Genomic DNA, 15,143 nt, shown 5'->3' on the forward strand with positions numbered 1-15,143 from the left:
GCCAATAGGTGGTTTGTTAATGGGTAAGCGCTATTTTGGTACCGACGGTATTCGTGGGCGAGTAGGCAGTGCTCCAATCACTCCGGAGTTCATGCTCAAGTTAGGCTGGGCTGTGGGGATGGCGTTCAAGCATCATGGCGGTTGTCGTGTGCTGATCGGCAAGGATACGCGGATCTCAGGCTACATGTTCGAGTCAGCGCTTGAGGCTGGGCTTTCCGCAGCTGGTGCGCATGTACAGTTGCTGGGGCCTATGCCGACCCCTGCTATCGCCTACCTGACACGTACCTTTATGGCGGACGCGGGCATTGTTATCAGTGCTTCACACAACCCGTTCTATGACAACGGTATCAAGTTTTTTTCGTCCGGTGGAAGCAAGCTGCCCGATAGTCTGGAGCTTGAAATTGAGCGGCTGGTAGATGCTCCCATGACAGTGGTGGACTCTGCGGCGCTGGGCAAGGTGACGCGGGTAGAAGACGCTCCCGGACGTTACATCGAATTTTGCAAGAGCAGCGTACCCACTAGCACCAGTTTCAAAGGTATCAACCTGGTCCTCGATTGCGCCCATGGTGCCACTTACAAAGTCGCTCCAAGCGTTTTTCGAGAGCTGGGTGCAGCGGTCAGGGTAATAGGTGCTGAACCGGATGGTCTCAATATCAATGCCAAGGTGGGCTCCACCGATATGGCCGCCTTGCGTGAGTCTGTGCTGGCGAGTGGTGCCGGGATGGGCGTTGCCTTTGATGGTGATGGTGATCGTGTCTTGATGGTCGATCATGAGGGTAAAGAGGTTGATGGTGATGAGTTGCTTTACATTATGGCTGTTGATCTTCATCAGCGTGGTCTGCTGAATGGCGGCGTGGTCGGTACGTTAATGAGTAATCTTGGGTTGGAGTTGGCGCTCAAGAATTTGGGTATCCCCTTTGTTCGCGCGAAGGTTGGCGATCGCTACGTGATGGCGGAACTGCGTGAGCGTAACTGGTTATTGGGCGGTGAGTCATCGGGGCATCTGGTATGCCTGAATCACACGTCCACGGGTGACGGCATTATCGCTGCGCTCCAGGTTATAAAGGCATTGCAGCGCTCCGGGCAGACGTTGTCGCAGGCGTGCGAGGGTATGCGCAAGTGCCCTCAGCGGCTGATCAACGTGCGTTACGCGCCGGGCGCTGTTTCGCCTGTTGATGATCCTACCGTGCAGGCTGCCGTTGCTGAGACTGAAGCGCGCATGGGGGAGGCTGGCCGAGTGCTGTTGCGCCTGTCGGGAACCGAGCCGCTGGTGCGGGTCATGGTCGAAGGGCAGGACGCCGCGCTGGTCGAGCAGGAGGCGCAGCGTTTGGCTGAAGTGGTTGCACAGGTATTCGCCGATTAAAAAGGCGGTTGTGTCCCTGTTGCAACTTGGTTAAGATTGGCGCCCGCTTGGGTTGGGAGGTTTAGCATGCGTCGTCCGCTAGTTGCCGGAAACTGGAAAATGCATGGTTCGCGGCAGTCGGTTGAAGCGCTGCTGCAACAGCTAGCCGCTCAAGATTGGCCAGAGCAGGTTGAGCTGATGATTGCGCCCCCTGCACTGTACATCGAACGCTGTGTCGAGGCATTGCAAGCAACACCTATTCGTGTTGCCGGCCAGGCATGCGCTACGCAGGCGGAGTTCGGAGCTTTGACGGGTGAGATATCACCCGCTCAGTTGCGTGATGCGGGGTGTGAATTTGTACTGGTTGGTCACTCAGAGCGACGTGCGTTGTTTGGAGAGACCGATGAGGTGGTATGTCGTAAGTTTGCCGCGGCACTTGCGTGCGGTTTGCGTCCGGTTTTGTGTGTTGGTGAAACGCAGGCTGAACGTGATGCCGGTGAGACTACTTCGGTGGTTGGGCGGCAACTGCAAGTTATTTTGGATACCTTTGGTGTTGGTGGCTTGGCCGAAGGTGTAGTGGCGTACGAGCCGGTTTGGGCCATAGGTACTGGTCAGACGGCAACTCCGGAGCAGGCTCAGGACGTACACGCAATGATTCGCGCTCGGTTGGCCATGCTGGACGACGAGCAGGCACGGACCGTGCAGATTGTTTATGGCGGTAGTGTGAAGGCTGATAACGCTGAGGCGTTATTCGCAATGCCGGATATCGATGGGGGGCTGGTTGGTGGTGCCTCCCTCAACGCAGATGAATTTGGCGCGATAGCACGTGCCGCGGGACGAGTGTAATGATTGAGACCGTAATTGTAGTGCTACACCTGCTGGTCGCTATTGGCTTGGTAGGGCTTGTTCTGATGCAGCAGGGTAAAGGTGCGGAAACAGGTGCGTCTTTTGGTTCTGGTGCATCGGGTACTGTTTTTGGTAGCCAGGGCTCTGGTACGTTTTTGAGCCGTTTGACTGCAATTTTGGCAACAATTTTCTTTCTGACTTCGCTTGGTTTGGCTTATTATGCGAGCCACAAAGCGTCGGCGGTGCAGGAGGCTGGTCTTCCTGATCCGATGTTGCAGATCGAGCAGGCAGCTCCCGAAGCGCCTGTTAGTGAAGATGTGCCGGTTATCGAAGAAGATTTCACGCCTGCTTCGGCTGGCGAGGATGTTCCAGCAGCGCCGGAGTGAGTTAGTCGTTATCCCTCGGTAAACAGTTTTGCGGGAGTGGTGGAATTGGTAGACACGCTATCTTGAGGGGGTAGTGCCTTAGGGTGTATGGGTTCGAGTCCCATCTTCCGCACCAATCAAAAAAAGGGTCTGCATCAGCAGGCCCTGTTCTTTTCAGGGGTGAGCGCGCTGGTTGTCATATTTGGCTACCATGCGTATAATTCATGCCCTAGATTCGACGCGGGGTGGAGCAGTCTGGTAGCTCGTCGGGCTCATAACCCGAAGGTCGTAGGTTCAAATCCTGCCCCCGCAACCAGTCAAAGGCCCCTTTTTAGGGGCTTTTTGTTAGGGCGTTGACCGCTGGGTTGGCGCCACCTCTGGACTTTACTTCGGTGAAGTGGCCAGAGACGACATGGGCTATAGGCCCATTTTTTATTCATGGATCATAAGGGCGGTGAACGTGTCCGGCAAAGTGACTGAGTTGGAGAGCCTGCTGGTCCCGATTATCGAGGCATTGGGCTATAACTGCTGGGGCATTGAATATCTGTCTCAAGGACGACATACCTTGTTGCGGGTCTATATCGATCATCCCGACGGTATCAGTGTTGAAGCCTGTGCAGCAGTCAGTCGTCAAGCCAGTGCAGTACTGGATGTGGAAGATCCGATTTCCGGTGATTACACCCTGGAAGTCTCATCTCCTGGTATGGATCGTCCGCTGTTCCGGCTTGAACAGTACGCTGACTACGTCGGTGAGCAGGCCAAGATTAGACTGCGTGTGCCTTATGATGGGCGGCGCAATTTTCAGGGTGTGATTCGCGGAATCGAAGGGGAAGACGTAATCCTGCAGGTAGAGGATCACGAGTACCTTTTGCCGATCGATTCGATCGATAAAAGTAATATTATTCCGCGTTTTTGAGCATATTTCGGGCTCCAGTAGCCCCAATGGATGGCGTTAGGCGAGGCAGACGATGAGCAAAGAAGTGTTGCTGGTTGTGGAATCCGTTTCCAACGAGAAGGGCGTACCGCCCGATGTGATCTTTGAAGCGCTTGAGTTGGCGTTGGCGACAGCGACCAAAAAGCGTTATGAAGATGAAGTGGATGTCCGCGTGGCGATCAATCGCCAGACCGGCGAGTACGAAACTTTCCGTCGTTGGACCGTCGTGATTGACGACAACTTCGAAGAGCCCGATATGCAGCTGACGCTGGATCAGGCTCAGGCGCGTGATCCGGCTCTTGCCATTGATGACGTCATCGAAGAGAAGATCGAGTCAGTTGAGTTTGGTCGCATTGCTGCGCAAATCGCCAAGCAGGTTATCGTGCAGAAAGTGCGCGAGGCTGAGCGTGCGCAGGTGGTTGATGCTTATCGCGACCGGCTCGGTGACATTATCAGCGGTACGGTCAAGAAAGTAACCCGCGACAGCGTCATCGTCGATCTGGGTAACAATGCCGAAGCGGTGTTGCCGCGTGAAGAGATGATTCCGCGCGAGACGTTTCGTACCGGCACCCGTATCCGGGCGCTGCTGAAAGACATTCGTACCGAGAACCGTGGTCCGCAGCTGGTGTTGTCGCGTAGCTGCCCGGAAATGATCATTGAGCTGTTCCGTATCGAAGTGCCGGAAATCTCCGAAGAGTTGATCGAAGTGATGGGTGCCGCCCGTGACCCGGGTTCACGCGCCAAGATCGCAGTACGCTCCAAGGATAAACGCATAGATCCCCAAGGGGCCTGTATTGGTATGCGTGGTTCGCGCGTCCAGGCAGTTTCCGGTGAGCTATGTGGCGAGCGGGTTGACATCGTTCTGTGGGACGACAACCTGGCGCAGTTTGTAATTAATGCCATGGCACCGGCTGAAGTGGCCTCCATCATTCTTGATGAAGACACTCATGCGATTGATTTGGCGGTAGCGGAAGACAACCTGGCGCAAGCCATTGGTCGTAATGGTCAGAACGTACGTTTGGCCAGTCAGTTGACTGGTTGGACCTTGAACGTGATGACTGAAGACGACATCCGCGCCAAGCAGGAAGCCGAGACTGGCGACATTTTGCGTAACTTTGTTGACGAGCTGGATGTTGAGGAAGAAGTCGCGCAGATGCTGGTAGAGGAAGGTTTCACCACGCTGGAAGAAATCGCCTACGTGCCGATGGAAGAAATGCTCGATATCGACGGCTTTGACGAAGACATCGTCAATGAGCTGCGCGCTAGAGCCAAGGATCGCTTGCTAACCAAGGCGATCGCCAGCGAGGAGAAACTGGAAGAAGCACAGCCTGCTGATGACCTTTTGAACATGGATGGTATGGACCGCGCGTTGGCTTTCCAGCTTGCGAGCAAAGGCATCCTGACAATGGAAGACCTGGCTGAACAATCTGTTGACGACCTGCTCGATATCGCAGGCATCGACGAAGCCCGCGCCGGCACCCTGATTATGGCTGCCCGTGCCCCCTGGTTTGAATAACCGGTCGGACTAAGCAACACCGCCCTGCGTAGACGCAGGGACCCGACTGAGGAGAGAAGTGAATGGCGGAAGTGACGGTCAAAGAATTGGCTCAAGTGGTTGGTACGCCTGTGGAGCGCCTGTTGCAACAGATGCGCGAAGCTGGCTTGTCCCATACCGCTGCTGAGCAGGCAGTGAGTGATGACGAGAAGCAGACCTTGTTGACGTTCCTCAAGAGCTCACATGGTGATTCCGGCTCCGAGCCGAAAAAGATCACGCTCAAGCGTAAGACAGTTAGCACCCTGAAGGTAGCGGGTAGCAAGACGGTCAATGTTGAAGTGCGCAAGAAGCGTACCTACGTTAAGCGTGAACCGGCAGATCTGGAAGCCGAGCGTCAGCGCGAGCTTGAAGAGCTGCGTGCGGCAGAAGAGGCGCGCCAGAAGGCCACTGAGGCTGAAGCCGCGCGTCAAGCTGAAGAAGCGGCCAAGAAAGCGCAGGAAGAGAGCGCGAAGGCTGCTGAGCAAGCGGTTGCGACTGAAGAGGTTAAGCCAGCGGCAGCACCGGCTGAGCCAGTTGCTCCGGCTGAGCCGATCGCACCTGTTGTTGAGCCCGCTCCGGCACCTGCTGAGCAGCACAAAAAGAAAGAAGAGAATCGCCGTAAGGCGCGCGAAGACGAAGAAGAGCGTGGTCGCAAGCGTGCGGGTGGTCATGGTAAGGATAAGGGGCGCCACACGCCGCGTATCAATGACGAAGACGAGGCCTCTCGTCGCCGCGGTGGCGGTGGCAAGCTCAAGGCCAACAAGAAACGTAACCAGCACGGCTTCGAGAAGCCGACAGGACCGCTTGTGCGAGAAGTTGTAATTGGCGAAACCATCACCGTAGCCGAACTGGCTCAGAAGATGTCGGTGAAGGCCGCCGAGGTCATCAAGTACATGTTCAAGAACGGTAACATGGTGACGATCAACCAGGTGCTTGACCAGGATACCGCGACCATTCTTGCAGAAGATATGGGGCATAAGGTCAAGCAGGTTAACGAAAGTGCGCTGGAAGACAGTCTGGTCGAATCCATGACGCACGAAGGCGAAGAAATGAGCCGTGCGCCAGTCGTTACCGTTATGGGTCACGTTGACCACGGTAAGACCTCGCTGCTTGATTATATTCGTCGTGCCAAGGTTGCTTCCGGTGAGGCGGGTGGTATTACCCAGCACATCGGTGCTTATCACGTTGAAACCGATCGTGGCATGGTTACCTTCCTCGACACCCCCGGTCACGCGGCCTTTACTGCGATGCGTGCACGCGGTGCCAAGGCGACCGATATCGTTATCCTGGTCGTGGCTGCCGATGACGGCGTGATGCCGCAGACCGAAGAAGCCGTGGCTCACGCCAAGGCTGCCGGTGTGCCTTTGGTTGTCGCGGTTAACAAGATCGATAAGGAAGATGCTGATCCTGACCGCATCAAGAACGCCCTGGCGGCGCTCGATGTGATTCCGGAAGAGTGGGGCGGCGATACCATGTTCATGCACGTGTCGGCCAAGGTCGGTACGGGCGTCGAAGAACTGCTGGAAGCAGTACTTTTGCAAGCTGAAGTGCTCGAGCTTAAAGCGCAGCCTTCTGCTCCCGGTCGTGGTGTTGTCGTTGAGTCGCGCCTGGACAAGGGGCGTGGTCCCGTAGCAACCGTACTGGTACAGAATGGTACCTTGCGCCAAGGCGATATCGTGCTTGCCGGTGTCAACTACGGTCGCGTTCGCGCCATGCTGGATGAGAACGGCAAGCCCATCAAGGGCGCGGGCCCATCGATTCCGGTCGAGATTCTTGGTCTGGACGGCACGCCTGATGCCGGTGACGAACTCACCGTCGTTCCGGACGAGAAGAAGGCGCGCGAGATCGCTCTCTTCCGTCAGGGCAAGTTCCGCGAGATCAAACTGGCGCGCCAACAGTCTGCCAAGCTGGAAAACATGTTCGAGAACATGGGGCAGGACGAGAAGAAGACGCTCAACGTGGTGCTCAAGGCCGACGTTCGTGGCTCGCTGGAAGCGCTGCAAGCCTCGCTTACCGAGCTGGGCAACGACGAAGTTCAGGTCAAGATCGTTTCTGGTGGTGTCGGTGGTATCACCGAGACCGACGCCAACCTGGCACTCGCGTCCAACGCCGTCGTATTCGGCTTCAACGTTCGTGCTGATGCAGCCGCGCGTAAAATCATCGAAAACGAAGGTCTTGATTTGCGCTACTACAGCGTCATCTACGAGATCATCGACGATGTGAAGAAAGCGCTTGGCGGTATGTTGGGTAGCGATGTTCGTGAGCAGATTCTCGGTGTTGCCGAGGTGCGTGACGTATTCCGTTCACCGAAGTTCGGTGCGATCGCTGGTTGTATGGTGATTGAAGGGACTGTGTTCCGTAACCGCCCCATCCGTGTACTGCGCGAAGACGTGGTCATTTATGAAGGTGAGCTGGAATCCCTGCGTCGCTTCAAGGATGACATCGCTGAAGTGCGTAATGGCATGGAGTGCGGTATCGGCGTGAAGAACTACAACGATGTTCGCAGCGGCGACCGTATCGAAGTGTTCGAGCGTGTACAGGTTCAGCGTAGCCTGTAATCCGATAGCGATGACCGAGCCCGGTCATCGCCTGAAATTTGTGACGAACTCCGGCCTGCTCAGCAGTCCGGAGTTTGTTGCTTGAGATAGGTAATATGGCAAAAGAATACAGTCGTACCCAACGAGTAGCTGATCAAATGCAGCGCGAGCTGGCACTACTTATCCAGCGTGAAGTGCGCGACCCGCGTCTTGGTATGGTCACGGTAACCGCGGTCGAAGTTAGCCGCGATCTGGCGCACGCCAAGGTGTTCGTTACGCTGATGAACAAGGATAGTGCTGAGGATATCGCACTGAACCTGGAGATCCTCAAGGATTCAGCGGGTTATCTGCGCATGTTGCTAGGCCGCTCCATGAAGCTGCGCAGCGTGCCCTCACTGCACTTTCACTATGACGAGAGCGTTCGTCGTGGTGCGCATCTTTCTTCGCTTATTGAGCGGGCGGTGGCCGAAGATAGCCAGCACCCCGACGATAAAGAGGTCTGAGGCGTGGCAGGTGTCAAGATTAAACGTCGCAGTATTGACGGCATTCTGATTTTCGATAAGCCGCTGGGTATGAGCTCTAACCAGGCTCTACAGAAGGTGCGTTGGCTGTTTAATGCCAATAAAGGCGGCCACACTGGCAGTCTTGATCCGCTGGCGAGTGGTGTATTGCCCTTGTGCCTGGGTGAAGCGACCAAGTTCTCCCAGTACTTGCTCGATGCTGATAAGGCCTATATCACTGAAGCGCGTCTGGGTATGACGACGACCACCGGCGATGCCGAAGGCGATGTGCTCGAGATGAAGCCGGTCAATATCAGTCTGGCAGACGTGGAAGCGAATCTTGCGCAGTTTACCGGTGATATCGAGCAGATCCCCCCCATGTATTCGGCGCTAAAGCACGAAGGTCAGCCGCTGTACAAGCTTGCTCGTGCCGGCGAGACGGTCGAACGCAAGCCTCGTGCTGTGACCATCTCTGTGCTCAAGATATTGGGGCTCGAGGGTGATCGCCTGCAGTTGGAAGTGCACTGTAGCAAGGGGACTTATATTCGTACCCTGGTCGAAGATCTTGGTGCAGCGCTGGGGTGTGGCGCCCATGTGGCTTCGCTGCGGCGTACTGTGGCCGGGCCCTTTGATTTGAGCCAGTCGGTTACCTTGGAAGCACTGGAAGCGCTGCACGCCGAGGGTGGTGCCGAGTCGCTTGATCACCTGCTGTTACCAATGGATAGCGGTCTGCAAGATTGGCCCATTCTTGAATTGACCGAGCAGACCGCTTATTACCTTAATCATGGACAGGCGGTGCGCGTACCCGGCAGCCCGGCCTTTGGCAAGGTAAGGTTGCGTGACGCTAGCGGCCGCTTCCTGGGTATCGGCGAAATGACCGAAGACGCCAGGGTGGCGCCCAAGCGACTATTGCGCTTCAATGCATGATGTTTCGTTGCCTGCTGCTGGCAGGTAAATACCGTATATATGACTGAGTCAGGCGCTGCGAACCTTGCGGCCGTGATTCAGTCCAAGAGTTGACCCGATTGCGGGTCACCACGAGGGTGGCTGTTAACAGGCACGGTCATACCTCGATTTAAAACACGGGACACTGGTCCCGGCCTGTTACCTCAGAGGAAATACGAGATGTCACTGAGTGTTGAAGAAAAAGCTGCAATCGTTGCCGAGTACAAGCGCGCCGAAGGCGATACCGGTTCTCCTGAAGTTCAGGTAGCTCTGTTGACTGCAAACATCAACAAGCTGCAGGGTCACTTCAAGGACAACAAGAAGGATCACCATTCACGTCGCGGTCTGATTCGTATGGTTAACCAGCGTCGCAAGCTGCTGGACTATCTGAAGTCGAAAGACCTGTCTCGTTACAGCGCTTTGATCAGCAGTCTGGGTCTGCGTCGCTAAGACCAGCCCCGTTTGGACATGGTCGGGTCCGAAACCCGGCCATGCCCAGAGTTTCCCCCAAAGGCAAATAAAGAGAGAGAAGACACCGTGAAACCGGTTATCAAACAGTTTAAATTAGGCAACAGTACTATCACCCTGGAAACGGGTCGTATCGCCCGCCAGGCAACTGGTGCCGTATTGGTCAGCATCGATGATGCTGTCAGCGTTCTGGTCACAGTCGTTGCCGCCAAGCAGGCCGACGCAGGTCGTGACTTTTTCCCTCTGTCTGTTCACTACATCGAAAAGACTTACGCAGCCGGCCGCATTCCCGGCGGTTTCTTCAAGCGCGAAGGTCGTCCTTCCGAAAAAGAAACCCTGACCTCGCGTCTGATCGACCGTCCGATTCGTCCGCTGTTCGCGGATGGCTTCATGAACGAAGTTCAGGTCGTTTGTACCGTAGTGTCTACCGACAAGACTACCGATCCTGACATGGCTGCCATGCTGGGTACCTCCGCCGCTCTGGCCATTTCCGGTGCGCCCTTCAACGGCCCCATCGGTTGTGCCCGCGTCGCGTTCGATGATGAAAAGGGTTATGTACTCAACCCCAACTACGAGCAACTGAAAGGCTCACGCCTGGACATGGTCGTCGCTGGTACTGAAGACGCCGTGCTGATGGTTGAATCTGAAGCTAAAGAGCTGACCGAAGACCAGATGCTGGGCGCGGTTTTGTTTGCCCACATGGAATTCCAGCCTGCTATTCAAGCGATCAAGGAACTGGCTGCCGAAGCTGGCAAGCCAAAGTGGGATTGGCAGCCAGAGCCGGAAAATACCGCGCTGCTGGACGCTATCAAAGGCCAGTTTGGTGCCGGTATCGCCGAAGGCTATACCACTACCGACAAGCAAGCCCGTTACAACCGTTTGGGCGAGCTGCGTGATGCTGCCGTTGCCGCGTTGTCGGGTGATGAAGCTGGTAAGTTCTCAGCCGGTGAAGTCAAAGACGGCTTCAAAGAAATTGAATACCGTACTGTGCGTCAAAGCATTGTCGATGGTAACCCGCGTATCGACGGTCGTGACACCAAGACCGTCCGTCCGCTGAACATTGAAGTGGGCGTGCTGGGCCGTACTCACGGCTCCGCGCTGTTTACCCGTGGTGAGACTCAGGCCCTGGTGGTTACCACCCTGGGTACTGCACGTGACTCGCAGTTGCTTGACCAGCTGGAAGGCGAACGTAAAGAGCCCTTCATGTTCCATTACAACTTCCCTCCCTACTCGGTAGGTGAGTGTGGTCGTATGGGCGGCACTGGTCGTCGCGAAATCGGTCACGGCCGTTTGGCCCGTCGTGGTATTCAGGCAGTTATGCCTGATATGGAGCAGTTCCCTTACTCCATCCGCGTAGTTTCCGAGATCACTGAATCCAACGGTTCAAGCTCTATGGCTTCCGTGTGTGGTGCTTCTCTGGCACTGATGGACGCTGGTGTACCTATGAAAGCACCGGTAGCCGGTATTGCCATGGGTCTGGTTAAGGAAGGCGAGAAGTTCGCGGTTCTGACCGATATCCTGGGTGACGAAGATCACCTCGGCGACATGGACTTCAAGGTCGCTGGTACCGAGAAGGGCATCACTGCACTGCAGATGGATATCAAGATCAACGGTATCACCGAAGAGATCATGGAAATCGCTCTGCATCAGGCACACGATGCTCGTCTGTGCATCCTCAAGCAGATGAACGAAGTGCTGCCAGCGTCGCGCAAGGAAATCTCTTCCAACGCGCCGACCATGATCAGCATGAAAATCGACTCCGACAAGATTCGCGACGTTATCGGCAAGGGTGGTGCGACCATTCGCAGTATCTGCGACGAGACTGGCGCATCTATCGATATCACTGACGACGGCACCGTGAAAATCTTCGCTGCCAGCAAGGAAGCCGCAGACGCCGCCAAGGCTCGCGTTGATGGCATCACTGCTGAAGCAGAGATCGGCAAGGTCTACACTGGTAAGGTTGAGCGCATCGTCGACTTCGGCGCTTTCGTCAGCATCCTGCCTGGCAAGGACGGCTTGGTGCACATTTCTCAGATCGCCAACGAGCGCATTGAGAAAGTGACCGACGTGCTGCAAGAAGGTCAGGAAGTGAAGGTCCTGGTGCTCGATGTTGATAATCGCGGCCGTATCAAGCTGTCGATGAAAGACGTAGAGTCTGCTGAGACCAGCGGCGTATAAGCGCAGCTTCTCAGTAGTAAAAAAACCGGCTTAGGCCGGTTTTTTTGTGCGCTTTGTTTAACGGTTAAGTATGGTTTTCAATAACTGGAGCCAAGCGCTCGGGTTCGCCTTGTAATTGGCGCTAGTAAAAATCATCGGCCTGGCTCTTGGGTGGATACCTTCGCTTGCGTCATGTCTCGGCTCGAAGTTTGGGTCTTGTCGCTGCATTGTTGCCGATGAAAGAAGGTTGAGAGTTTTATCGAGCTGCGCGTGAAGAGGAAAAAGACCGTATAGCTGATGACCGAATACCCTTGGTCTCCTATTGCCGCGAGGCGATCAATTGGGTAGTGGCTGTTTTGCCTTGGGTGTGCGATTAGCTTTGCAGCCCAAGTGTCTGCCGTGACCGATGATTACGCTAAACAATTGCCTGGTTGCCTTGGAGCAGGAGGACGTTGCGTGGCGCTAGTTTCTCCCCTTCATTGCAAGCGAACACAAGCCTTTACCTGCGGCTGGGTATGGGTGAGAGACTGCCCAAGAGCTGCCAGCGTTTTACGCTGGCATACTGCTCTGATGTGAGTTGTCGCCTGCTGCTGTAGGCTTGTTTAAGCTGGCTTGTTGTCTTTTGCCTGCTCGGTTTTCTCGCCAGCACTTGCGCTGGCGGTGCTGCTCTGGCTAGTGCTGCTGCCTTGCAGGTTGTTGGTTCGCTGCTTGCTGTCATCTGCTTGTGCGATCGGGCTTGAAGCAAGGAAAGACGCAACGATCAGTGCAGAAAGATTTCTCATGATGCTCTCCTAATGGTTTCAGTTGGCGTCTTCTGAGCATGGCGCTAGCTTGAAATATTATGAAACTGTTTCCCGTGATAGGATTCAGGGCTGTCAGTCATTTCACCGCTAAGGCCATGTTCGATAGGCCGTTGATGTCCACTATAGGGGGGCGGCATAGTGTCGCAGTAGCTCTATTTTACGCTACACACCGTTTCTTTTTTGGAAACAGTTTTATCCTTTCTGGTGGCATTAGCTATTTTTTCGCTCTTCTTCTGCAGCGGTTTTTGCTTGATGTTCAGTCGTTGCTGCGCTGGATTGACCTGCTACGCGCTGCAGCATTTGGTCGTAGTGTTCGCTGCCATCTTCTGCCAGAGCAAGCGGGCTAGTGGCAATAAAGGATGCGATAACTAAAGCGGATAAACTTCTCATGGTATTTCTCCTGGTGGGGCGAAGGACGGAAAATGCTTGAGGTGGTGCGCTTTACTGTTTCCAAAGCTGAACTAGCATTAAAAGCAGTGCTTTCTTTTAAAGCCGCGCTGGGTGGCCTTTAGTGGTTATTTTATTACCCTGGTTATAGTGCCGGTAGCCCGGGATATCCCTACGCAGTGTTTCCATTTTCGCAACGAGAGGTGCGCGGTGCAGGATTTGAATGATCTTATTTGCTTTGCCCGTGTAGTTCGTTTTGGCGGTTTTGCGGCAGCGGAGCGCGCTACCGGTGAGCGAAAGTCCAAGCTCAGTAAACGGGTGACACGCTTGGAGCAGTACTTTGGTACGCGCCTTATCGAACGCTCAACCCGTAGCTTTCGGGTTACCGATATGGGACGAGAGGTGTATCGCCAGTGTGAGGCCATTGTTGATCGGCTGGAGGCGACTGAGGCTCTGGCTATGACGGCCAAGGATGAGGTGCGCGGAATCGTTCGTGTGAGCTGCTCTTCCGGGATGATGGAGTATTTGGGACGCGAAGCGCTGGTTGAATTCATGCGGCGCTACCCTGAGGTGCGTCTGCAGTTACTGCTGTCCAGTCAGCGGGTAGATTTGATCAAGGAGCGTATCGACGTCGCCTTTCGGGTCGCGACTCGTTTCGATACGGATCAGTCTCTGGCGATGCGCTCAATTGGCGTTAGCTCGCGGATTTTGGTGGCCAGCCCCCAACTGCTGGCGGACCACGGTGGTAAGCCTATGCAGCTGGAGGAGTTGGCCCAGTTTCCGACGCTGTCGGTGGGTGAGATGCTGGAGCGTGATCGCTGGGAGTTTGCCAACGACAACGGTGAGACCCGCGCGCATGCGCATGTGCCGCATTTCAGCTGTGGCGACATGCAGTTGCTGTGTGACTCCGCGGTTGCCGGCTTGGGGGTGGTGTTGCTGCCAGAGCATGTCTGTGGCCCTGAACTGAAGCGGGGCAGGTTGGTCCATATCCTGCCAGAGTGGCATGCCGTTGAGGGGAATATTCATATGGTCTTTACGACCCCCAAAGGGATGTTGCCGCCAGTACGCGCTTTTATTGATCATTGTGTTGAGATTTTCGCCCAGCGCCGTTGAAGTCCCGGGCATTATGCCTGTCTTGGCATGCGCGCCAATTTACCCATAATGCCCGGTGTCGCCGCGTCAATTTGCGCTGAGCTAATTCAGGAGAAACGGATGGCTGCATCGCTTCCATTGTTACAGTGTTCGCTGCGTTACATTGCCATCTACCTGTTATTGGCGGTGTGCTTTGGCTTCATTCAGGTATGGTTTGATTTAACCCTGGGCGCGCTTGCTACCTTGGCTACGCTTGCCGGTGCCAGCTGTTATGTGGCGTTTTGGGTCGTCCGTCGGCGAGCCTCAGCTTTGACGAGCGCTGACGCGTTCAAGCTGTCGCTGTGCTCGGTACTAATGACGCTCCTTTTCGTAGCGCTGATAGTCGCGCTGCTGCTGTTGCGCGACGACCTGCGTGGTTATCTCGCGCTCTTTGATCGTACAGGCTTGCTCTATGCGGGCTTGCTGGTGTTTGCGTACTTGTGCATGGCTCTTTTGCTGCAGTGGGTGCTGTATTACCTATTCGCGCGGCTGCATTACCGTGTTATGAAGAAAGGCGACGGGGTGAATTCGCCTGCTGTGACCGAGGGACATTCATGAGTTGGTTTGATGAGGTGATACTGGAAACCGATCTGGTGCAGCTGAGACCCCTGCGTGCGGCGGATAGCTCTGCGTTGGTGAAGGCGGCAGCAGACGGCCGACTTTGGGAGTTGTGGTACACCCAAGTGCCTGGCACCGAGACCATTGACGATTATGTGGGGTATGCCCTGCGGGAGCAGGCTGCCGGCCGTGCTTTACCTTTTGTGGTGGTTGAGCGCAGTAGTGGGGAGGTCATAGGCACTACCCGCTACTGTAATGCTGAACCGGAGAGTCGAAGGTTGGAGATTGGTTACACCTGGTACGCGAGCCGGGTACAGCGCAGTGCCGTCAACACACAGTGCAAACTGGCGCTGTTGACTCATGCCTTCGAGCAATTGGGCGCAATCGCAGTAGAGTTTCGCACCCATTGGCACAATCAGGCCTCGCGCGCGGCCATCGCACGGCTCGGAGCCAAGCAGGATGGCGTCCTGCGTAACCACCGACTGGAGCCGGATGGCGCGCTACGCGACACCGTGGTGTTTTCTATTCTTGATAGCGAGTGGCCGTCGGTGCGCAAGTCGCTGCAGTTCAAATTGGACCGCCGCTCTGCCGGTTAATCGATAGCGGCGGAGCCCCGGGCAGTTGGCCGAGGCCACC

Annotated in this window: 15 protein-coding genes and 2 tRNA genes; 15 read left to right on the forward strand and 2 right to left on the reverse strand. The window is 55.5% G+C overall.

Features of this window, described 5'->3' with window-relative positions:
• Positions 1-19: 19 nt before the first annotated feature.
• From glmM to pnp, 12 genes are all read left to right on the forward strand, one after another.
• Positions 20-1,363: a phosphoglucosamine mutase gene (gene glmM / locus EF096_RS12265; protein WP_123889926.1), complete on the forward strand. Its 1,344-nt coding sequence runs from the start codon at positions 20-22 to the stop codon at positions 1,361-1,363.
• A 66-nt stretch (positions 1,364-1,429) separates the two neighbouring features.
• Positions 1,430-2,188 carry a triose-phosphate isomerase gene (gene tpiA, locus EF096_RS12270; protein ID WP_123889927.1) on the forward strand — a complete coding sequence of 253 codons (759 nt, stop codon included), beginning with the start codon at positions 1,430-1,432 and terminating at the stop codon, positions 2,186-2,188.
• A complete protein-coding gene (secG, locus tag EF096_RS12275; RefSeq protein WP_123889928.1) occupies positions 2,188-2,574 on the forward strand; it encodes a preprotein translocase subunit SecG in 387 nt (128 codons plus the stop codon). Before tpiA ends, secG begins: the two co-directional genes overlap by 1 nt.
• Positions 2,575-2,604: 30 nt before the next feature.
• Positions 2,605-2,689 (forward strand) — tRNA-Leu (locus EF096_RS12280).
• Between the two features lie 103 nt (positions 2,690-2,792).
• A tRNA-Met gene (locus tag EF096_RS12285) sits at positions 2,793-2,869 on the forward strand.
• Between the two features lie 144 nt (positions 2,870-3,013).
• The gene (gene rimP, locus EF096_RS12290; protein ID WP_123889929.1) at positions 3,014-3,469 is read left to right on the forward strand and encodes a ribosome maturation factor RimP; all 456 of its coding nucleotides are present in this window, start codon (positions 3,014-3,016) and stop codon (positions 3,467-3,469) included.
• A 52-nt stretch (positions 3,470-3,521) separates the two neighbouring features.
• The gene (gene nusA / locus EF096_RS12295; protein ID WP_123889930.1) at positions 3,522-5,003 is read left to right on the forward strand and encodes a transcription termination factor NusA; all 1,482 of its coding nucleotides are present in this window, start codon (positions 3,522-3,524) and stop codon (positions 5,001-5,003) included.
• Positions 5,004-5,065: 62 nt separating this feature from the next.
• Positions 5,066-7,579: a translation initiation factor IF-2 gene (gene infB / locus EF096_RS12300; RefSeq protein WP_123889931.1), complete on the forward strand. Its 2,514-nt coding sequence runs from the start codon at positions 5,066-5,068 to the stop codon at positions 7,577-7,579.
• Between the two features lie 95 nt (positions 7,580-7,674).
• Positions 7,675-8,061, forward strand: coding sequence for a 30S ribosome-binding factor RbfA (rbfA, locus tag EF096_RS12305; RefSeq protein WP_123889932.1), 387 nt, complete (start codon positions 7,675-7,677; stop codon positions 8,059-8,061).
• A gap of 3 nt (positions 8,062-8,064) precedes the next feature.
• Positions 8,065-8,985 (forward strand): tRNA pseudouridine(55) synthase TruB, encoded by a 921-nt coding sequence (truB, locus tag EF096_RS12310; RefSeq protein ID WP_123889933.1) that lies wholly within the window; start codon positions 8,065-8,067, stop codon positions 8,983-8,985.
• A 198-nt stretch (positions 8,986-9,183) separates the two neighbouring features.
• Complete coding sequence (gene rpsO, locus EF096_RS12315) at positions 9,184-9,453, forward strand: 30S ribosomal protein S15 (protein ID WP_123889934.1); 270 nt, start codon at positions 9,184-9,186, stop codon at positions 9,451-9,453.
• Between the two features lie 87 nt (positions 9,454-9,540).
• A complete protein-coding gene (gene pnp / locus EF096_RS12320; protein WP_123889935.1) occupies positions 9,541-11,649 on the forward strand; it encodes a polyribonucleotide nucleotidyltransferase in 2,109 nt (702 codons plus the stop codon).
• Positions 11,650-12,230: 581 nt separating this feature from the next.
• Here the strand turns inward: pnp and EF096_RS12325 are convergent.
• Together EF096_RS12325 and EF096_RS12330 are read right to left on the reverse strand one after the other, a co-directional pair.
• Positions 12,231-12,410: a hypothetical protein gene (locus tag EF096_RS12325; protein WP_123889936.1), complete on the reverse strand. Its 180-nt coding sequence runs from the start codon at positions 12,408-12,410 to the stop codon at positions 12,231-12,233.
• Between the two features lie 231 nt (positions 12,411-12,641).
• Entirely contained in the window at positions 12,642-12,821 is a 180-nt protein-coding gene (locus EF096_RS12330) for a hypothetical protein (protein WP_123889937.1), read from the reverse strand.
• A gap of 216 nt (positions 12,822-13,037) precedes the next feature.
• Between EF096_RS12330 and EF096_RS12335 the strand changes: the two genes are divergently transcribed.
• From EF096_RS12335 to EF096_RS12345, 3 genes are all read left to right on the forward strand, one after another.
• Positions 13,038-13,931 carry a LysR family transcriptional regulator gene (locus EF096_RS12335; protein WP_218565768.1) on the forward strand — a complete coding sequence of 298 codons (894 nt, stop codon included), beginning with the start codon at positions 13,038-13,040 and terminating at the stop codon, positions 13,929-13,931.
• 99 nt (positions 13,932-14,030) lie between these two features.
• Positions 14,031-14,507, forward strand: coding sequence for an ABZJ_00895 family protein (locus EF096_RS12340; RefSeq protein WP_123889939.1), 477 nt, complete (start codon positions 14,031-14,033; stop codon positions 14,505-14,507).
• Complete coding sequence (locus EF096_RS12345; protein WP_123889940.1) at positions 14,504-15,103, forward strand: GNAT family N-acetyltransferase; 600 nt, start codon at positions 14,504-14,506, stop codon at positions 15,101-15,103. Before EF096_RS12340 ends, EF096_RS12345 begins: the two co-directional genes overlap by 4 nt.
• Positions 15,104-15,143 lie beyond the last annotated feature (40 nt).

This window comes from Pseudomonas neustonica (assembly GCF_003797945.1).
GTDB classification, from domain to species: Bacteria; Pseudomonadota; Gammaproteobacteria; order Pseudomonadales; family Pseudomonadaceae; genus Halopseudomonas; species Halopseudomonas neustonica.

What these genes read in the sequence shown, in the direction of transcription:
- EF096_RS12325 (WP_123889936.1), bottom strand. Translation starts at nt 12,410, where the DNA reads ATGAGAAATCTTTCTGCACTGATCGTTGCGTCTTTCCTTGCTTCAAGC.
- rbfA (WP_123889932.1), top strand. Translation starts at nt 7,675, where the DNA reads ATGGCAAAAGAATACAGTCGTACCCAACGAGTAGCTGATCAAATGCAG.
- nusA (WP_123889930.1), top strand. Translation starts at nt 3,522, where the DNA reads ATGAGCAAAGAAGTGTTGCTGGTTGTGGAATCCGTTTCCAACGAGAAG.
- EF096_RS12330 (WP_123889937.1), bottom strand. Translation starts at nt 12,821, where the DNA reads ATGAGAAGTTTATCCGCTTTAGTTATCGCATCCTTTATTGCCACTAGC.
- secG (WP_123889928.1), top strand. Translation starts at nt 2,188, where the DNA reads ATGATTGAGACCGTAATTGTAGTGCTACACCTGCTGGTCGCTATTGGC.
- EF096_RS12345 (WP_123889940.1), top strand. Translation starts at nt 14,504, where the DNA reads ATGAGTTGGTTTGATGAGGTGATACTGGAAACCGATCTGGTGCAGCTG.
- tpiA (WP_123889927.1), top strand. Translation starts at nt 1,430, where the DNA reads ATGCGTCGTCCGCTAGTTGCCGGAAACTGGAAAATGCATGGTTCGCGG.
- infB (WP_123889931.1), top strand. Translation starts at nt 5,066, where the DNA reads ATGGCGGAAGTGACGGTCAAAGAATTGGCTCAAGTGGTTGGTACGCCT.
- glmM (WP_123889926.1), top strand. Translation starts at nt 20, where the DNA reads ATGGGTAAGCGCTATTTTGGTACCGACGGTATTCGTGGGCGAGTAGGC.
- EF096_RS12340 (WP_123889939.1), top strand. Translation starts at nt 14,031, where the DNA reads ATGGCTGCATCGCTTCCATTGTTACAGTGTTCGCTGCGTTACATTGCC.
- rpsO (WP_123889934.1), top strand. Translation starts at nt 9,184, where the DNA reads ATGTCACTGAGTGTTGAAGAAAAAGCTGCAATCGTTGCCGAGTACAAG.